At 43.9% G+C, this 15,686-nt stretch carries 20 protein-coding genes; 8 read left to right on the top strand and 12 right to left on the bottom strand.

Going from position 1 to position 15,686, the window contains the following annotated elements:
* Positions 1–69: 69 nt before the first annotated feature.
* The 3 genes from BV455_RS11770 to kapD form a co-directional block, all read right to left on the bottom strand.
* Positions 70–591 (bottom strand): superoxide dismutase family protein, encoded by a 522-nt coding sequence (locus BV455_RS11770; RefSeq protein WP_042408957.1) that lies wholly within the window; start codon positions 589–591, stop codon positions 70–72.
* A gap of 65 nt (positions 592–656) precedes the next feature.
* Positions 657–869: a hypothetical protein gene (locus BV455_RS11765; protein ID WP_017434827.1), complete on the bottom strand. Its 213-nt coding sequence runs from the start codon at positions 867–869 to the stop codon at positions 657–659.
* Positions 870–949: 80 nt separating this feature from the next.
* Positions 950–1,573 carry a 3'-5' exonuclease KapD gene (gene kapD, locus BV455_RS11760; protein ID WP_042408960.1) on the bottom strand — a complete coding sequence of 208 codons (624 nt, stop codon included), beginning with the start codon at positions 1,571–1,573 and terminating at the stop codon, positions 950–952.
* A 164-nt stretch (positions 1,574–1,737) separates the two neighbouring features.
* On the opposite strand from kapD, the gene modA reads away from it, so the two are divergent.
* The 4 genes from modA to BV455_RS11740 all read left to right on the top strand — a co-directional run bounded on the left by modA (position 1,738) and on the right by BV455_RS11740 (position 4,819).
* The gene (modA, locus tag BV455_RS11755; protein ID WP_042408962.1) at positions 1,738–2,505 is read left to right on the top strand and encodes a molybdate ABC transporter substrate-binding protein; all 768 of its coding nucleotides are present in this window, start codon (positions 1,738–1,740) and stop codon (positions 2,503–2,505) included.
* A gap of 67 nt (positions 2,506–2,572) precedes the next feature.
* Positions 2,573–3,007, top strand: a complete 435-nt coding sequence (locus BV455_RS11750; protein WP_042408963.1) for a hypothetical protein — start codon at positions 2,573–2,575, stop codon at positions 3,005–3,007.
* 27 nt (positions 3,008–3,034) lie between these two features.
* Positions 3,035–4,363: an ArsB/NhaD family transporter gene (locus BV455_RS11745; protein ID WP_042408964.1), complete on the top strand. Its 1,329-nt coding sequence runs from the start codon at positions 3,035–3,037 to the stop codon at positions 4,361–4,363.
* A gap of 135 nt (positions 4,364–4,498) precedes the next feature.
* A complete protein-coding gene (locus BV455_RS11740; protein ID WP_026078436.1) occupies positions 4,499–4,819 on the top strand; it encodes a YuzC family spore coat inner layer protein in 321 nt (106 codons plus the stop codon).
* A 68-nt stretch (positions 4,820–4,887) separates the two neighbouring features.
* Here the strand turns inward: BV455_RS11740 and BV455_RS11735 are convergent, their stop codons facing one another.
* The gene (locus tag BV455_RS11735; protein WP_017434821.1) at positions 4,888–5,046 is read right to left on the bottom strand and encodes a hypothetical protein; all 159 of its coding nucleotides are present in this window, start codon (positions 5,044–5,046) and stop codon (positions 4,888–4,890) included.
* A gap of 137 nt (positions 5,047–5,183) precedes the next feature.
* Here BV455_RS11735 and BV455_RS11730 point away from each other — a divergent pair, with 137 nt between their 5' ends.
* A complete protein-coding gene (locus BV455_RS11730; protein WP_017434820.1) occupies positions 5,184–5,792 on the top strand; it encodes a biotin transporter BioY in 609 nt (202 codons plus the stop codon).
* A 74-nt stretch (positions 5,793–5,866) separates the two neighbouring features.
* Here BV455_RS11730 and BV455_RS11725 read toward each other — a convergent pair whose 3' ends face one another.
* From BV455_RS11725 to BV455_RS11715, 3 genes are all read right to left on the bottom strand, one after another.
* Complete coding sequence (locus BV455_RS11725; RefSeq protein WP_042408969.1) at positions 5,867–6,865, bottom strand: inorganic phosphate transporter; 999 nt, start codon at positions 6,863–6,865, stop codon at positions 5,867–5,869.
* Between the two features lie 17 nt (positions 6,866–6,882).
* Positions 6,883–7,503, bottom strand: coding sequence for a DUF47 domain-containing protein (locus BV455_RS11720; RefSeq protein WP_017434818.1), 621 nt, complete (start codon positions 7,501–7,503; stop codon positions 6,883–6,885).
* Positions 7,504–7,730: 227 nt separating this feature from the next.
* Entirely contained in the window at positions 7,731–9,224 is a 1,494-nt protein-coding gene (locus BV455_RS11715) for a leucyl aminopeptidase (protein ID WP_061579707.1), read from the bottom strand.
* 177 nt (positions 9,225–9,401) lie between these two features.
* Here BV455_RS11715 and BV455_RS11710 point away from each other — a divergent pair, with 177 nt between their 5' ends.
* A complete protein-coding gene (locus tag BV455_RS11710; RefSeq protein WP_061579706.1) occupies positions 9,402–10,214 on the top strand; it encodes a cobalamin-binding protein in 813 nt (270 codons plus the stop codon).
* Positions 10,215–10,234: 20 nt separating this feature from the next.
* Here the strand turns inward: BV455_RS11710 and BV455_RS11705 are convergent, their stop codons facing one another.
* The 5 genes from BV455_RS11705 to BV455_RS11685 form a co-directional block, all read right to left on the bottom strand.
* A complete protein-coding gene (locus tag BV455_RS11705; protein WP_061579705.1) occupies positions 10,235–10,945 on the bottom strand; it encodes a 3D domain-containing protein in 711 nt (236 codons plus the stop codon).
* Positions 10,946–11,234: 289 nt separating this feature from the next.
* A complete protein-coding gene (locus BV455_RS11700) occupies positions 11,235–11,558 on the bottom strand; it encodes a YuiB family protein (RefSeq protein WP_017434814.1) in 324 nt (107 codons plus the stop codon).
* A 55-nt stretch (positions 11,559–11,613) separates the two neighbouring features.
* Positions 11,614–11,754, bottom strand: a complete 141-nt coding sequence (locus BV455_RS11695; protein WP_017434813.1) for a YuiA family protein — start codon at positions 11,752–11,754, stop codon at positions 11,614–11,616.
* Positions 11,755–11,889: 135 nt separating this feature from the next.
* Complete coding sequence (locus BV455_RS11690) at positions 11,890–12,387, bottom strand: NUDIX domain-containing protein (protein ID WP_042408978.1); 498 nt, start codon at positions 12,385–12,387, stop codon at positions 11,890–11,892.
* A gap of 145 nt (positions 12,388–12,532) precedes the next feature.
* On the bottom strand, positions 12,533–13,756 hold the full coding sequence (locus tag BV455_RS11685; protein ID WP_026078433.1) for an NAD(P)/FAD-dependent oxidoreductase: 1,224 nt from the start codon (positions 13,754–13,756) through the stop codon (positions 12,533–12,535).
* Between the two features lie 282 nt (positions 13,757–14,038).
* On the opposite strand from BV455_RS11685, the gene BV455_RS11680 reads away from it, so the two are divergent.
* A complete protein-coding gene (locus tag BV455_RS11680) occupies positions 14,039–15,031 on the top strand; it encodes an NAD(P)/FAD-dependent oxidoreductase (RefSeq protein ID WP_042408982.1) in 993 nt (330 codons plus the stop codon).
* A gap of 127 nt (positions 15,032–15,158) precedes the next feature.
* A complete protein-coding gene (locus BV455_RS11675; protein WP_061579704.1) occupies positions 15,159–15,482 on the top strand; it encodes a hypothetical protein in 324 nt (107 codons plus the stop codon).
* Positions 15,483–15,686: the final 204 nt, after the last annotated feature.

Genomic DNA, 15,686 nt, shown 5'->3' with positions numbered 1-15,686 from the left:
TGAAAAACTTTCGCAAAAAACACAAAAAGGCTCTTCCCGTTTCACCGGCAAGAGCCTTTCCTACCCCTTCTATTTTTTAATTTCACCACAAGCAATTCGTCCACCAGCATCTCCAGCCGGCTGTGTCATTCCATCATCTTTTCCCGCGTGAATGACAATCGCCGTCCCGTCTTTGGTCAATAGCGACCCTTTCGTTCCTTCTTTTAACGTCACATTCGGCGCCGTCAATTCGACGTTAACCGTTCCGTCTTCTTTGACAATAATATTAGGCAAGTCGCCGGCATGCGCACCTTCCGGATGGAGCAATCCATGTTTTTTCCCGTCCGGATTATAGTGATTCCCAGCCGATTGGAAATCCGGTTTTTTGCAAACGCCTTTTTCGTGGATATGAATCGCATGTTCCCCAGGCGGAAGCCCCTCCAAATCCAGCTTCAATTTGACTCCTTTTGCCTGTTCCATCAATTGGATCGTGCCGACGGAATCACCATCGCTATTAATCATATGGACTTTTAAATTAGTAGCATCTTCATTTTGGCAGCCGGCAAGGAATAAAACCGTTGCAGCTAACAACCAGCTTGCTCGTTGAAGCACAAAACCCCTCCAGGCAATACGTTTTTATCTGTTAGTATTGCCAGAGAGAAGGCATATTAAACATTCTATTTTTCATCGCGGATTACATTTTTTTTCTTTAACTGTTCTTCTAATTTCTTTGCCTCTTCTTCCTGCCATTTGGAAATTTTTATGATCAGCCGCATCGTTAAAAGCGCCGCAATCAAGAAAATGGTGCATGTAATGGCAGCCGGAATATATTCGCGTTTATCTTCCGGAAAGTATAAAAATAAGTTTAATATATTTGGAAGAATCATCATTCAACAACCTTTCTCCAGAATATTTCAATCGCTATTATAGCATAAACAAACAAAAAAAAGACCGCTGTCGGTGCGGCTCACTAAAGCGCGAATTTTTTCCTCAGCTGGGTGAAATCGATCCGCTCCCCGAGCGTCGGCGGCTTTGTTTTCGTCAAATATTTTTTATCATTTTCCACTAACCGGAAGATAGTATAGGTAGTGAACGCGTCATCCAACGCACAGTGCGCTTTTCCAACTCCTTCATTTCCATACTCCTGTATTGCCTTTCGCAGTCCGGTCTGACTTTTATTGCCGAAAAACCGTTTATATTCCATTGCCAAATCGCGATGTTCTCCGCTAAATGGGAACGGCACATTCGCCGACATACAATTTTCCCGCAATACTTTCATATCCATGCTGCCCCATGTCACTACCGTGCTCGGCCGCGCCCGATCATACTTGCTTAGCAGCGTAACAAGTTCATAAAAGCTGATTCCTTGATCGATTTGTTCTTGTGTAATCTTTAAAAAAGATTTGCACCGGTCTGTAAGCTGCGGGAAGCGCAGCGGTTTCACATATGCCGAAAACTGGTCACATACTTCGCCATTGACCACCGCGACAAGACCGACTTCAATAATTTCTGGAAGAAACCCGTGCGGCTTCGTTTTTGTCTCTGGCATCGTAAATTCAAAATCGAGGAACAAATATTGTTGTGCGGTCGACATATCTTTCCCTCCCTTCTTATGCATTATCACGAATGATCTTGCTATTATTATTATATCATGAGGAAGCGACAGTTTATTTCCTTTTTCAGAAAATATCAAAAAAAGGGCGAAAGCCGGAAAAGTTAGGTATAATGGATGAATAATTGGAAAGGAGAAAAAATGCGGTGAAGAAGCTCGTGATATGTCTATGCTTGATAATTCTTCTAGCAGGCTGCTCCCACGCCAACGAGAAAAATACCGTCCTTACAGTAGGGGCGGCCGCTAGCATGAAAGACGTTCTTGAAGCGATTGGCAAGCAATATGAAAAAGAGCACCATGATGTCACGCTTCGCTTTACCTTTGCCTCAACGGGAACGTTGCAAAAACAAATTGAACAAGGGGCGCCGATTGATATATTTGTTTCCGCCGATGCCCGTACGTTTGAACAGCTGCAGCAAAACAAGACGGTTATCGCCGAGCACGACCGTCCCCTCGTTTACAACGAGCTTGTTTTGATCGTACCAAAAGATCGTTCAAGCTTGGTGCATTCCCTATCTGATTTAACGAACCAGTCCATCCGTTCAGTGGCGATCGGCATTCCGGAAACGGTGCCAGCCGGCGCTTACGCTAGACAATGGCTGCAGTCGGCCGGATTATGGGAAAAACTAAAAACAAAATATATTTTTACTAAAGATGTCCGCCAAGTGCTGACTTATGTCGAATCACAAAATGTCGATGGAGGAATCGTCTATCGCACTGATGCCCTTGCATCGAAGCACGTTCATATCGCCGCGGTTGCTCCGCCTCCGCTCAACAAGCAGATCGTCTATAAGGCAGGAGTGGTGGTTCAATCGAAACAACAAAAAGCAGCAAAACAATGGGTGGCCTACTTATATTCGAAGCAAGCCGCATCATTCTTTCAAAAATACGGATTTATTGTCCCTGGCAAGTAGATATTTGTTTGAAAACACTGAAGAGAAAGACTATACTGATTTTATATAGTAAAAAGGGGGCGCTGCCATGAAAAATGTGGTCATACACAAAATTGTCACTTTTATTTTCACGGAAGAACAACTAAAAGCATACTGGGACAAGCAAAAATCGCATATTCCATTTGCCTCATTAACAAATGAACAATATATGGAACTCGCCGAAGATATGCTGAACCATTCTTCGCATAGCCAGCTCGAGCAGCACCTGATTGACAAAGGATGGCGAACCGAGGAAGAAGCAAACGGTCTTGTGCTTGCCGAAGATGAATCGCGCGAGGATATTCATATCGAAATTGTCGATACGTCCGTGCCAACCGAGCCGACGAAGAAATTGTTTATTGACCGCATGACAGAAATACAATGCCCGCACTGCTCATTTTCTTTCTATTTGCGTAACGCTCATCCAACCCGTAGCGACTGGACATGCCCTGCATGCGGAAATGCCTTTCATACCTCCGTCTAAAACAAAGGAAAGGAGCGTTTACAAGTCATGTCTCATACCGCAGCAACGGAAATATCCAATTTTCAATATTATTTTGCCATCGCTATTTTCTTGATTACATACGCCATTATCATCTCCGAAAAAATCAACCGCGCCGTGATTGCACTGTTTGGCGCAGCGGTAATGATTATTTTTGGCATCGTCGACCTGCATAAAGCTTTTACCCATCATATCGAATGGGGAACGATCACCTTGCTTATCGGTATGATGATTTTGGTCGACATTACAAGTAAATCTGGTTTCTTCCAATACATGGCGATTAAAGCGGCCAAGTTAGCAAAAGGGCGTCCTATCCGCATTTTAGTGATGCTTTCGTCATTAACCGGTATCTTATCCGCCTTTTTGGATAATGTCACAACCGTACTGCTCGTTGTTCCTGTTACGTTTTCGATTACGCGCATGCTGCAAGTAAATCCGGTTCCTTATTTAATCTCGGAAGTGCTGCTGTCCAATATCGGAGGAACGGCGACATTAATCGGCGACCCGCCAAACATTATGATTGGGTCGGCCAATAAACATCTTGATTTTAACGCATTTTTGCTCAACTTAACACCAATCGTGCTCCTCATTGCTGCAGTGACCATCGCCCTTTTGGCATGGATTTATCGCAAGCAGCTGAAAACGGATGAAAAACTTATCAGCAAGCTGATGAATGTAAATGACGCCGACTATATTAAGGACGCCAAACTACTAAAAAAATCCGTATCCATATTAGCGCTGACGATTTTGGGCTTTATCCTTCATTCGGTCATCCATGTTGATGCGGCCGTCATCGCGATGACAGGCGCTGTCATTTTAATGTTGGTCGCGGTGCCGGAACATGAAATCGAGGATGTATTTGCCTCGGTGGAATGGGTAACCATTTTCTTTTTTGCTGGTCTATTCATCTTAGTGGGCGGACTGGTGGACATCGGCCTTATAAAAAGTTTAGCGGAAAAAGTGCTCGAAATCACCGGCGGCGATATTTCCGTCGCGGCGTATTTTATCCTTTGGCTATCGGGCATTGCCTCTGCCACGATCGATAACATTCCGTTTGTCGCCACCATGATTCCACTGATTAAAGACATGGCTGTTGGCATGGGATTATCGCCGGATGCCGCGCAAATTGAAGTATTATGGTGGGCATTGTCACTAGGCGCCTGCCTTGGCGGAAACGGCACATTAATCGGTGCCTCTGCGAACGTCATCGTCGCCGGCATCGCTTCGCGCGAAGGGCATGGGTTCAGCTATATGGACTTTTTAAAAATTGGCGCGCCGTTGACGCTGATTGCTCTGCTGCTTTCCCACGCCTATTTGTTCGTTCGTTATTTAATGTAATAAGAGCAGAATGTTAAAGGAGCGAAGTTCAACAGAAATTCGCTCCTTTTCTCATTTTGTACATATAGTAGTATAGAAATAATTAACAAGGAGGAATAACCTGTGATATTGTATCCTGCATTCCCTCCCCCATATATGGTCAGGCAATATCCGCCGGTGAATCCTGCTCTTTTTTCCCAATCGGCGGCGACCGCACAAACATTGATGAACGACGCCAGCACGATTTTAAAAAAACTAGCGGAATCAAAATCGTTCGCAACCAGCGTCATGGCAGCGGCACAGGAGGGAAAAACAAAGGAAGTCAGCCGGATGATTCAATCGCTTGGAATTAAATCGAAAGTCGATCTTTATTTTAATCCCGACGGCATCCGCTTGACTTTATCTCCTCCGCCAGGTGCGTTTTTATGTTGTCAGCTTGTTATTGGCTTACGCTGGAATACGTTTCCGCCCACCTAATCGCTTGCGAACGCGATCGGGCTGCACCTTCCACAGAGGTGAGCCCTTTCCTCACCCAATTCATAACATTACGCATTTCCATTTTCATCAAACGGCTGTTTTTTCCCGATTTCTGCGGCATCGCGCAAATCGTATCCATCATCGTTTTTGCTTACATGAATAATATCTTCGTTTGCCCCTTTTTTGCTCGCCTGTTTGATCTCCCGTTCTTGCTCAGCAAATTTCATGCCATTTCTCCTTTCTTAGCGAATAAAAATCAGCATACCGCTTTCTTTTTATTATGCACATGTCCGAAAAATATAGTTGACATCCCTCTTATTGTTCGATACGATTTTGTTAACACACAAAAGAAGGGGGTTTACATATGGAGGCACAACATCCGAAATGGCGTGCCATTGATATTACATTGATCGGCATGTTCGTGGCCTTGATGGCGATCGGTGCCAATATCACATCATGGGCGCCATTTTTGGTCATCGGCGGCGTTCCAATTACCTTGCAAACATTTTTCTGCGTGCTCGCTGGAGCTGTTTTAGGACGAAGGCTTGGCGCCGCGGCGATGATGGTTTATATGTTAGTCGGTTTATTTGGCGCCCCGGTGTTTGCCAAGTTTGGCGGCGGATTTGGCAGCATTGTCGGCCCAACATTCGGCTTTATCGTCTCTTTCATTTTTGCTGCATATGCTACAGGCTGGATCATTGAGCGCAGCAAGGACAATCCGTCTACTGTCCGCTTTGTCGCCGCATCACTCGTCGGCATGGCCATTAACTATGTCATCGGTACAAACTGGATGTATGCCGCTTATAAATGGTGGGCGGCAGCGCCACAAGGATTTTCCTATGGCATGGCATGGAGTTGGATGATGGTGCCGCTTCCGAAAGACATTATTTTATCGATCGTAGCTGGAGTAATGGCGCCACGTATGTATCGCGCCATCCGTAAATCGGCTTCCTATTATCGGCACGTTGCCTAATTCCCTGTTCATGAATGCTCTTCTTTCTCTATAAATAAAGCGCGCATATCCAAAAAGGAATGCGCGCTTCTTTATTAGAAAAATAGTTTTAAAATTTGAAATACAAATCCCGAAATCAACGCCGAAACAGGCAACGTAATGATCCATGTCAACACAATGCGCTGTGCGACTCCCCATTTTACGCCCCTCACGCGCTGCGCCGCACCGACTCCCATGATCGCCGACGAAATGACATGGGTCGTACTAACCGGCAAATGAAGAAGGGTAGCCGAGAAAATGACGAGCGCAGACGATAAATCGGCAGCGGCGCCATTGACCGGACGGATTTTCATAATCTTGCCGCCGACCGTTTTAATAATTTTCCAACCACCGACTGATGTCCCGATTCCCATTGCAAGCGCGGCGGCGATCCGCACCCATTCCGGCACATTGTCTGATGTATGGTAATTGGCGGCGATCAGCGCCATCGTAATAATTCCCATCGTCTTTTGCGCATCGTTCGTTCCATGTGTAAAGGACTGCAGCGCTGCCGTTACGACTTGAAACATACGAAATCCTTTCGTCGTACGGGTTAAATTGGCGTTTTTAAAGATGAAACGGAACAGGCTCATAATGACAAAGCCTACCGCCAGCGCTAAAAATGGCGAGATAATCAACGATTCCAAAATTTTAAGAAACCCTTTATAATGCAACACATCGAACCCGGCGGCCGAAACCGCAGCTCCCGCCACCGAACCGATTAATGCATGCGAAGAACTGCTTGGAATACCATAATACCAAGTGATTAAATTCCACACGATCGCAGCGATTAACGCTGCTAAAATGACGATAGAACCATTTTCCAAAGCGAATGGATCGACGATGTCTTTGGTGATCGTTTTCGCCACCCCGGTAAAGGTCAGCGCACCGATAAAGTTCATCGACGCCGCCAAAATAATCGCTTTTCGCGGCGAAAGCGCCCGTGTGGATACCGATGTGGCAATGGCATTGGCAGTGTCATGAAATCCGTTGATAAAATCAAACGCCAATGCGAAAAAAACAATCAGAGCCGTAAGTACCAATACCGTATCCATAAAGACGATGTCTCCTTTTATGCGTTGCGCATGATGATCGTTTCAATCGTATTCGCTACATCCTCACAGCTATCGGCAATTTCTTCAAGCATTTCATATAGTTCTTTATATTGAATGATTTTCACCGGATCTTTTTGCTCCACAAATAAATTTTTAATCGAAGCCCGCAAAATTTCATCGCACTTCGTTTCATAATCCTTAATTTTTATGGCATGTTTCCGCATCTCAAGAAGTTTTTTATGCGATAGCAACTTCAGGGCTTGGGCGATTTCAATCGTGCTTTGATAAATGTTATTGAAAAACTTCACCATATGGTCATCAATTTCAGTAAACGAAAACATCTCAAAACGGGCTGAACATTGCTCCAATCCGTCTAATACATCGTCCATTTTCATCGCCAGTTGATGAATATCCTCGCGTTCAATTGGCGTAATAAATGTTTTATTTAATTCAACAACGAGTTCATGAATATAAGAGTCTCCCTTGCGCTCATACTCTTTCATCACGCGGGCGAATTCTTTTAAATCGCTGACGTTGTTAATTTTATATTCTACAAAGTATTGTGCCGCCTCTTTCACGTTTTCCGAAATCGTAAATAATAAATCAAAGAAGACATCTTTTTTTGGCGAAAAGATCATTGTGAAAACCCCCATTGATTTTGAACTGATAGAAATGGATGCCACTTGTTTTATTTTATGAACTAATGGAATTTATGCTACCTGTTCTATTTTATCAATAAATGTCGAATCGACAAGAAAAGATAAAAAAAATTTACATTAAATTTACATTATCTTTACATTACGTACATATAGCATTCCAAAAACAAACCGAAGCCATACAAAAGAGGCTTCGGTTTCCAGTATTCTTATTCAAACCGTTCTACGAACGTCGCCAGCGTGCGCACCATGACCCCGGTCGCCCCCGATGGCCCGAGATCATAATCTTTCGCCGCCACCGACGTTCCGGCAATATCGAGATGCACCCATGGTGTATCTTCGGCAAATTCACCGAGGAACGCGCCGCCCATAATCGCATGTCCTTCCCGTCCCGGCGAGTTGTTGAGATCAGCAATTTTGCTGCTGCGCACGCGTTCTTTATCTTTTTCGGTAATCGGCAGGCGCCAAATAAATTCCCCTGTTTCCGCCGACGCTTCAAGCAGCTGCTCAAATAACGCTTCATTGTTTGTCATCGCCCCTGTCGTATGCACGCCGAGCGCGACGATCACGCCACCGGTCAGCGTCGCTACATCGATTAAATAGTTAGCGCCGTGATGCTTCGCATAAGTAATTGCATCGGCTAAAATGAGACGACCTTCCGCGTCCGTATTTTTCACTTCGATCGTTTTTCCGCTCATCGATGTAATGACGTCATCCGGTTTAAACGCTTCCCCACTGATCATATTGTCGGTAGCTGGGATGACGGCAATAACATTTTGTTCCGGGCGCAGCTCTCCGATAATTTCCATCGCGCCAAGCACCGCGGCGGCGCCAGCCATATCGGTTTTCATATCAACCATGCTTTCGCGCGGTTTAAGGGAGTAGCCGCCCGTATCAAACGTCACTCCTTTTCCGACAAGTCCGATAACGTTGTCCCATTGTTCTCTCCCTTGATACTTTAAGACAATCATTTTTGGCGGGTTTTTCGATCCTTGATTGACGGCGAGGATCGCCCCCATTCCGAGCTGTTCCATCTCTTCTTTTTCGAGAATTTCATATTCAAACTCATACTTTTTCGCCAGTTCTACCGCATATCCCGCTAAATCCGCCGCCGTCATCAAATTGCCTGGCGTATTGACAAGCGTGCGCGCCGAATTGGTCGCTTTGCCATATACCGAACCGACAAAGAGACTTGCTTCGATTTCAGCTGCGTCCGCTTCCGTGTAAATCGTTATTGTTTCTATCCGTTTTTCCGGTTCGTTCTTTTTTTGCTTATATCCAGGAAATTCGTAAGTGGCAAGATAATACGCTTCGGAGAGTGCATGAGCTGCTTCGTTTGCATCGATATCGTCCGTTACAAACGTATCCAAAGCGACAGCCGCTTCCGTCCGCTTTGCTTGTTTCAACGTTTTCCACAGCTTGCCAAACGCTTCGCGCAGCCCCTCAAACGTCAATGCATCCTTTTTGCCCAACCCAACAAAATACAGCCGCTTTGCTCCTGCTTGATTCAACGTATGTACATGGGAAATTTGTTTTTTCTTTGCGGAAATGTCTCCTTCTTTGAACAACACAGACAGCTGGCCGCCAAGGCAACGGTCATATTCGGCAGCAATGCCGTCTAGCGGCTGGTTTTTTTCAAAAACGCCAATCACCAGCGCTTCATGCGCCGTATCTAGAGACAGTTGCGATTTCACTGTAAACATCGTCATCTCTCCTTGTTTGTATACATCTTCTCCCTCATTATATCGAAATGTTGCCATTATTTCGATATGCTAAAAAATACTTTTTCCTATGACAAGGAAACCGTAAAGAACATGTGGAATGAAAAAAGAAGGAAAGTCCATAGGGATGTTGATCGCAGAAATGGAAGGAGAATGAAGATGAGGATAATTTCGATTTGCCCGAGCAACACGGAATTGCTCGCTTACTTGAATATGCTTGATCATTTGATCGCAATCGACAACTGCTCGGACTGGCCGTCCTCGATTGCTCATTTGCCGAAAGTCGGCCCCGACTTGCATATCAATATGGAAAAAGTGGCGGAGCTGAAGCCGGATTTAGTGCTCGCTTCTTTAAGCGTTCCCGGGATGGAAAGAAACGTCGAGGAACTACAAAAACGAAACATTCCCCATCTTGTTTTTGCACCAAATTCGTTGGAAGATATAGCTAATGATTTGCTTCGGCTCGGCGAAGCGCTTGGCCGACAAGCCAAAGCAATCAAAGTCGTTCACCGCTACCGTTCTTTCATAGAGAAATACCGTCAACTTGCAGACAGCGTCATACAGCCGGCAAGACTGTATTGGGAATGGTGGCCGAAGCCGATTTTTACTCCCGGCAACGCCAACTGGCTCAGCGAAATAAGCCGGCTGGCGGGAGGAAGCAATATTTTTGCCGACATGCCGCAGGCCAACGTGCAAACGGACTGGAACGAAGTAGTAAAGCGCAATCCTTCGCATATTTGTCTCGTTTGGGTCGGCGTGCAGACAAAGAAAATGAATAAAGAGGCGGTAAAAAAGAGAATAGGGGCAGAAAACGTCGATGCCGTCTGCGCCGAACGCATTTACATACTGGAGGAATCGCTATATTGCCGCCCTTCTCCGCGTCTTTTAGTCGGTCTTAAAAAACTGTCAGCTTTGCTGCATCCATCCGTTTTTCCTGCGGACGACGGGCAAGATCCATTGCTGGCAAAATAAAGGGCGGTGCTTGTCCGCCCTTAGCTTTTCGATTGCAAATATTGCTGCCGAAACACTTGCATCGTTTCATCCTCATTCAGCCGTTTTAACTCTTCTTCCGAAAGCTTTCCATTACCTTTTTTGACAATATACACTTGTATTTTCTTTTTGCCCCAATATTTGTATACATCTTCTACCGTATCATAATATAAGTCAATGCGATTCCCTTTAATCGCTCCGCCTTTGTCCGCGACGACTCCATACCCATATCCAGGAATGAACAAAATCGTACCGATTGGAAAAATATTCAAATCGGCGGCAATCGTCGAATATAAATCCCGCTTTACCCGCACGCCGGAATAGGTAATCCCATATTCCGGATGGTCCGGAGTTTTCCCCGTTGATTCTACACCCGCTGTATATCCCGTCGCAACTACCTCCACGGACGGATATTTCGACCAATCAACCGCTTCTTCTAGACGAAGCGAATGATTCACGATCTGTTCAGACGAAATTTTCGGATTTCTTCGTTTCTCGTAATGCTTCCACTGTTGATCTATCGCAACATACTGTCTGTGATCCCATCTGCCGAAAAAGTGGCGGCCTGTCGGATATAATGACGAATCGCCAGAAAATTCACTTAAAACCGTTTTTGCTTCCACTCCTGAAATCGATTGAAATGTGGTTAGCAACGCTATGACGAACAATAATGTCATTATTATTCTTCTTATTATATTTTTTAAAAGAACCATTTCCTCACTCCTCTCACATTTCTATTTATCTCCAGAAAAAATAGAAATATTCATTGTGAGAAAAGTGAGGAAAAAAAACAGACTTTCACCCTGAGATGAAAGCCGTAAACTCCCTTCCGCTTAACTTCTTTTGAAGTGGGGACTTTGCAGCGAATTACATGTTTTCAGCCTATAAAGAAGCCCTTTACGCTGTCCTTGTTCCGAAGGCGTTCGTTCTACTGTTATTATGGAACATATGCTTGCCGCCATTCATTTTCCCGCTTAAAACAAAGCTTCTTATTGTTTTTTGTTAAAACATTTGATATCCCTTCGCTCGTAACGTGCGAATGGCAAATCCCGCGCAAAGCGCACCGATAAATCCGCTGCTTAAAATTAAAATATCAGCCAGAGCGAGCGACAATATTTTATGTTTTAGCGCGGAGAATGAAGCCGCTGGATTTGAAAAATAACTCGTCCATGGAACATCGTCAATAATAAATATAAATACAATCGGGCATAAAATCGCCATAATCCAAGTCATGCGCAATAACATATTCAGCAAAAAGCCAATGCCGAAAAACAATACAAAAAATAAAAGCATGGAAATTAGGACAACCGGCAGACTCATTTGCATCCCTATCTCACCTCCAGTACACCCTTTTTAAGTGTACTGAATCCGCTTAAGGGAGTCAATTTTTAGAAACAGCCTGCTCTTTTTGCACGGCTCCTGTTCCTAAACACCCGTAGCAGGTTTCCGAGCCTCCTAATAGCAGTTGAACATATCCGTGCCCTTCGCAATATGGACATGCTGTTTGTTCTGTATGTTTCATTGTTCATCCCCCATTTTCCTTATCATTTTTTGATAATATATCAAAATTTTCTGCAAAAGAAAAAAGGAGATTTTCTTCATTTATCGCAATGTAAGCGAATACATCACCCGCATGCTTCTTTTTTCTCTATGTTACCTAATATTTTGAATTTTTAAAATATAATCGGTATTTCGTATATCCAAACGGTTCCCCCGGATTTAGACCGTCATGAGGAGGAAAAGAAGAAAACGGCTCCAGCTTTAATAAATAACGCAACAGGCCAGATGTATGCGGGTCTTTCTGCAAGCTTTGCTTGCTTAAAAAGGCAGCGTCGAACAATTCGTCTGTTTGCACCGTAATGCTATGCGAACAGGGACGAAGTAAAAAGATCGCCATATTGTCACTCACTTCATCGCGGATGACGCCGGTGCGCATCCCGAGAAAACCGATGACTTCCGCATCAATGCCTGTTTCTTCCTTGATTTCGCGAACGGCCGCCTCATCGAGCATTTCCCCTTGCTGCACGAACCCTGCCGGCAACGACCATTTTCCTTTCAATCCTCCATATTTTTTCTTTACTACCAGCCATTCACCCGCTTCATTGACCACCAATCCCGCGGCTGCAATCCATACGTTGCCACGCTTTTCTCCCATCTTTTCACATCCCTTTTCTATTTGTTGCTTATATTATATTTCTACAGACGTGATGGCATAATCCTTTTTGCCAAAGTTCATTCATTTATGTACTACAAATTTCTATCCATGCAAAAAGGGCAAACAGTGATGTTTGCCCATGGAATCAGAAGAATTTAAATTTTCCTTTTTTCATAACAAGGGAAGAACCACCAATTAAATAAAGAGCACGGTTGTCGACCATTTTTTTCATGAAGCTTGCTTTTGTTCCCCACATTTTCTTGCCGAATACAACCCCGATTGCATCGTCATGGCCGAGGGAGCAGACAGTTCCTTTAATATCCGGCTTAAACGGCTCCAGTTCTCCTTGTCCGCGAATCAGCGCAGCCAAGTTTTTCGCACATAGCTCGCCTTGTTGAATGGCAATTTGCGCGGTCGGCGGATATGGACGATTTGTTTCTTCATTAATGACGAGAGAACAGTCACCGATAATAAAGATTTCTTCGTGTCCAGGAACGCGCAAAAACGGATCTACCTTCACGCGACCTCGCATCGCTTCAAAACCGGATTCATCGATAACGCGGCTTCCGCGCACACCGGCTGCCCATACAACCGTGCCGGCTTTAATTTCCTCGACGTCATCCCCTTTGGCGACAATAATGCCGTCTGGCGTACATTCTTTAATTGCCGTGCCGATTTTAAATTCAACCCCTTTGCGCTCCAATTGGCTGACTGCATATTCCACCAGTTCCGGATCAAAGCCAGGGAGCGCCGTCGGTGCCGCCTCGACGCAAATAATGCGGACTTTATGCGGGTCGATATCATATTCTCGGCATAGCTGCGGCATGCGGTTGACCAACTCTCCCAAAAATTCAATGCCGGTAAATCCAGCACCCCCGACGACAATCGTAAGGCGTTCGTCTTTCTTTTCTTCTTCCGCATTATATGTTGCAAACTGATACTCAATATGTTCACGGATTTGTCTTGCTGAATCGACATTGGAAATGGAAAAAGCGTATTCTTTTAACCCTTTAATACCAAATGTTTCAGATTCAAAACCGAGCGCAACCACTAAATAGTCATAAGTAAGTTCTCCGTTTTTCATCAACACTTTCTTTTCATCCGGAAGTATTTTGACAACCGTGTCTTGAATGAAATTGACTTTGCTGCGATTGATGACGTCGCTAATTGGGTAGCGAACACGATCATGATGCAGCGTCCCGGCTGAAGCTTCGTGAAGCCATGTCGTTTCGTAATGATAGTCGTTTTTGTTTACTAATGTAATGTTCGCTTCATTTACCCCGACAAGCTTTTGCAAACGCACCGTTGTCATTAATCCGCCATAACCAGCACCTAAAATAACTACATTTGGTTTTTTCAACTGAATCACTTCCACCCTTTTTAATTTTTTACCGTTTGTTTTTTATAGCTTTTACCGCCGTGTACATTTTTATCGAATAAAGTTTGTGAAATTATTCACGTTATCCGACAAAAAAATGTCGAATAATTGTCAAAAAAAATTAACAACACGTCCAAAAAACATATTAGACCTTTTTTTCAATCTTTTCAAGCGTTTTTTTTATGTTTTTAAAATCACCGTAATAACCAAAGTCTTTTATGGTATGATAGAAATGGTTAATGCCATTTTATTTGTGGGGAGGAATCACCAATTATGAAAGAGGACCAAAAAGTATATGATGTCACTATTATAGGTGGCGGACCGATCGGATTGTTTGCGGCTTTTTACGGCGGATTGCGGCAAATGAGTGTCAAAATTATCGAAAGTTTGCCGCAATTAGGCGGGCAGTTGGCTGCTCTTTATCCTGAAAAATACATATATGATGTCGCTGGATTTCCAAAAATTCGCGCTCAGGAACTAGTGAATCAGTTAAAAGAGCAGATGGAAATGTTCTCACCGACCGTCTGCCTCGAACAATCGGTAGAAACGTTAGAAAAATTGGAAGACGGGACTTTTAAATTAGCGACAAATAAAGAAATACATTACTCCAAAACGGTAATTATTACAGCAGGAAACGGTGCGTTTCAGCCTCGGCGCCTCGAGCTAGAAAACGCTGCAAAATATGAGGGGAAAAATTTGCATTACTTTATTAGCGACTTAAATCAATTTCAAGGAAAACGCGTGCTCGTCTGCGGCGGCGGGGATTCGGCGGTTGACTGGTCGCTTATGCTTGAGCCGATCGCGGAAAGTGTTACCATTGTCCATCGCCGCGATAAATTCCGCGCCCATGAACATAGTGTGGAATTATTAATGAAGTCAAAAGTGAATGTCAAAACTCCATTCGTCCCTGTAGAATTAATCGGTGATGAAAATGGCATTCGTCAAGTCGTATTGGAGCATGTAAAAGACGGCACAAAGGAAACAGTCGAGATAGATGCAGTCATTGTCAACTATGGTTTTATCTCTTCGCTTGGACCGATTAAAAATTGGGGACTCGAAATTGAGAAAAACTCGATTAAAGTCAATTCGAAAATGGAAACGAATATTCCTGGTGTTTACGCAGCTGGCGACATTTGCACATATGAGGGCAAAATCAAACTGATCGCTTGCGGCTTCGGCGAAGCACCGATTGCGATCAGCAGCGCTAAAACATATATCGACCCAACGGCAAGAATGCAGCCGGCCCATTCCACTTCGTTGTTCTAGTTTGCCCAGCATGTTCGCGAATGAAAGAGGGCGTCCCAAAAGTGATCGTTTTTGGGACACCCTCTTTTGTTTTTGCAAGCATCAATATATCCCGCCAACTCAATAATAAACTTGAGGTGAATAATAGGTGATTACTCTTGTTATTTCCATTTTCATCTTTAATCTTGTTGCTTTTCTCATGAAAAAGAAATTGCTTCCATATGAATATTACGCTTCCATTTTATTTGGTTTATTGGTTTCAGAAATTGCCGATCGATTTACTGATAAATATAATTGGTATTACTTTTTTGAACCTTATTTCATTGAAGGAAAAACTTTATTAGTGCTTTTTGGAATATATCCCGCTGCTACTATGCTTATCATAAACTGGTATCCTTATCACGGTTCAAAAAAAGCAAAAATTTTCTATTTGCTTTTTGGTCCATCTTCTCTACCTTTTACGAATGGATAGCGCTGAAGGCAAACTTTTTGCATCACAATACATGGAATTTATGGTATTCTGCCATATTATATCCGTTTCTTTATGGAATGCTCATATGGCACCTCAAATTTATTCGTTGGTTAACATCAAAATCGTGAATGTTGAGATTCGCATAACTCGCTTTTATTCCCCCACCTTCCATTTATCACAGTTATTCTCATCTTTACTTTCTGT

It is taken from the genome of Parageobacillus caldoxylosilyticus (assembly GCF_019272935.1).
Classification (GTDB): Bacteria; Bacillota; Bacilli; order Bacillales; family Anoxybacillaceae; genus Saccharococcus; species Saccharococcus caldoxylosilyticus.
Note: the sequence above shows the minus strand (reverse complement) of the source record. Positions and strands in the feature narration are given on the sequence as shown.

Excerpts from the sequence above, each read along its gene's own strand:
- BV455_RS11765 (WP_017434827.1), bottom strand. The coding sequence starts at position 869 with ATGATGATTCTTCCAAATATATTAAACTTATTTTTATACTTTCCGGAA.
- kapD (WP_042408960.1), bottom strand. The coding sequence starts at position 1,573 with ATGTCGACCGCACAACAATATTTGTTCCTCGATTTTGAATTTACGATG.
- BV455_RS11750 (WP_042408963.1), top strand. The coding sequence starts at position 2,573 with ATGAAAAATGTGGTCATACACAAAATTGTCACTTTTATTTTCACGGAA.
- BV455_RS11745 (WP_042408964.1), top strand. The coding sequence starts at position 3,035 with ATGTCTCATACCGCAGCAACGGAAATATCCAATTTTCAATATTATTTT.
- BV455_RS11740 (WP_026078436.1), top strand. The coding sequence starts at position 4,499 with ATGGTCAGGCAATATCCGCCGGTGAATCCTGCTCTTTTTTCCCAATCG.
- BV455_RS11735 (WP_017434821.1), bottom strand. The coding sequence starts at position 5,046 with ATGAAATTTGCTGAGCAAGAACGGGAGATCAAACAGGCGAGCAAAAAA.
- BV455_RS11730 (WP_017434820.1), top strand. The coding sequence starts at position 5,184 with ATGGAGGCACAACATCCGAAATGGCGTGCCATTGATATTACATTGATC.
- BV455_RS11725 (WP_042408969.1), bottom strand. The coding sequence starts at position 6,865 with ATGGATACGGTATTGGTACTTACGGCTCTGATTGTTTTTTTCGCATTG.
- BV455_RS11720 (WP_017434818.1), bottom strand. The coding sequence starts at position 7,503 with ATGATCTTTTCGCCAAAAAAAGATGTCTTCTTTGATTTATTATTTACG.
- BV455_RS11715 (WP_061579707.1), bottom strand. The coding sequence starts at position 9,224 with ATGTTTACAGTGAAATCGCAACTGTCTCTAGATACGGCGCATGAAGCG.
- BV455_RS11710 (WP_061579706.1), top strand. The coding sequence starts at position 9,402 with ATGAGGATAATTTCGATTTGCCCGAGCAACACGGAATTGCTCGCTTAC.
- BV455_RS11705 (WP_061579705.1), bottom strand. The coding sequence starts at position 10,945 with ATGGTTCTTTTAAAAAATATAATAAGAAGAATAATAATGACATTATTG.
- BV455_RS11700 (WP_017434814.1), bottom strand. The coding sequence starts at position 11,558 with ATGCAAATGAGTCTGCCGGTTGTCCTAATTTCCATGCTTTTATTTTTT.
- BV455_RS11695 (WP_017434813.1), bottom strand. The coding sequence starts at position 11,754 with ATGAAACATACAGAACAAACAGCATGTCCATATTGCGAAGGGCACGGA.
- BV455_RS11690 (WP_042408978.1), bottom strand. The coding sequence starts at position 12,387 with ATGGGAGAAAAGCGTGGCAACGTATGGATTGCAGCCGCGGGATTGGTG.
- BV455_RS11680 (WP_042408982.1), top strand. The coding sequence starts at position 14,039 with ATGAAAGAGGACCAAAAAGTATATGATGTCACTATTATAGGTGGCGGA.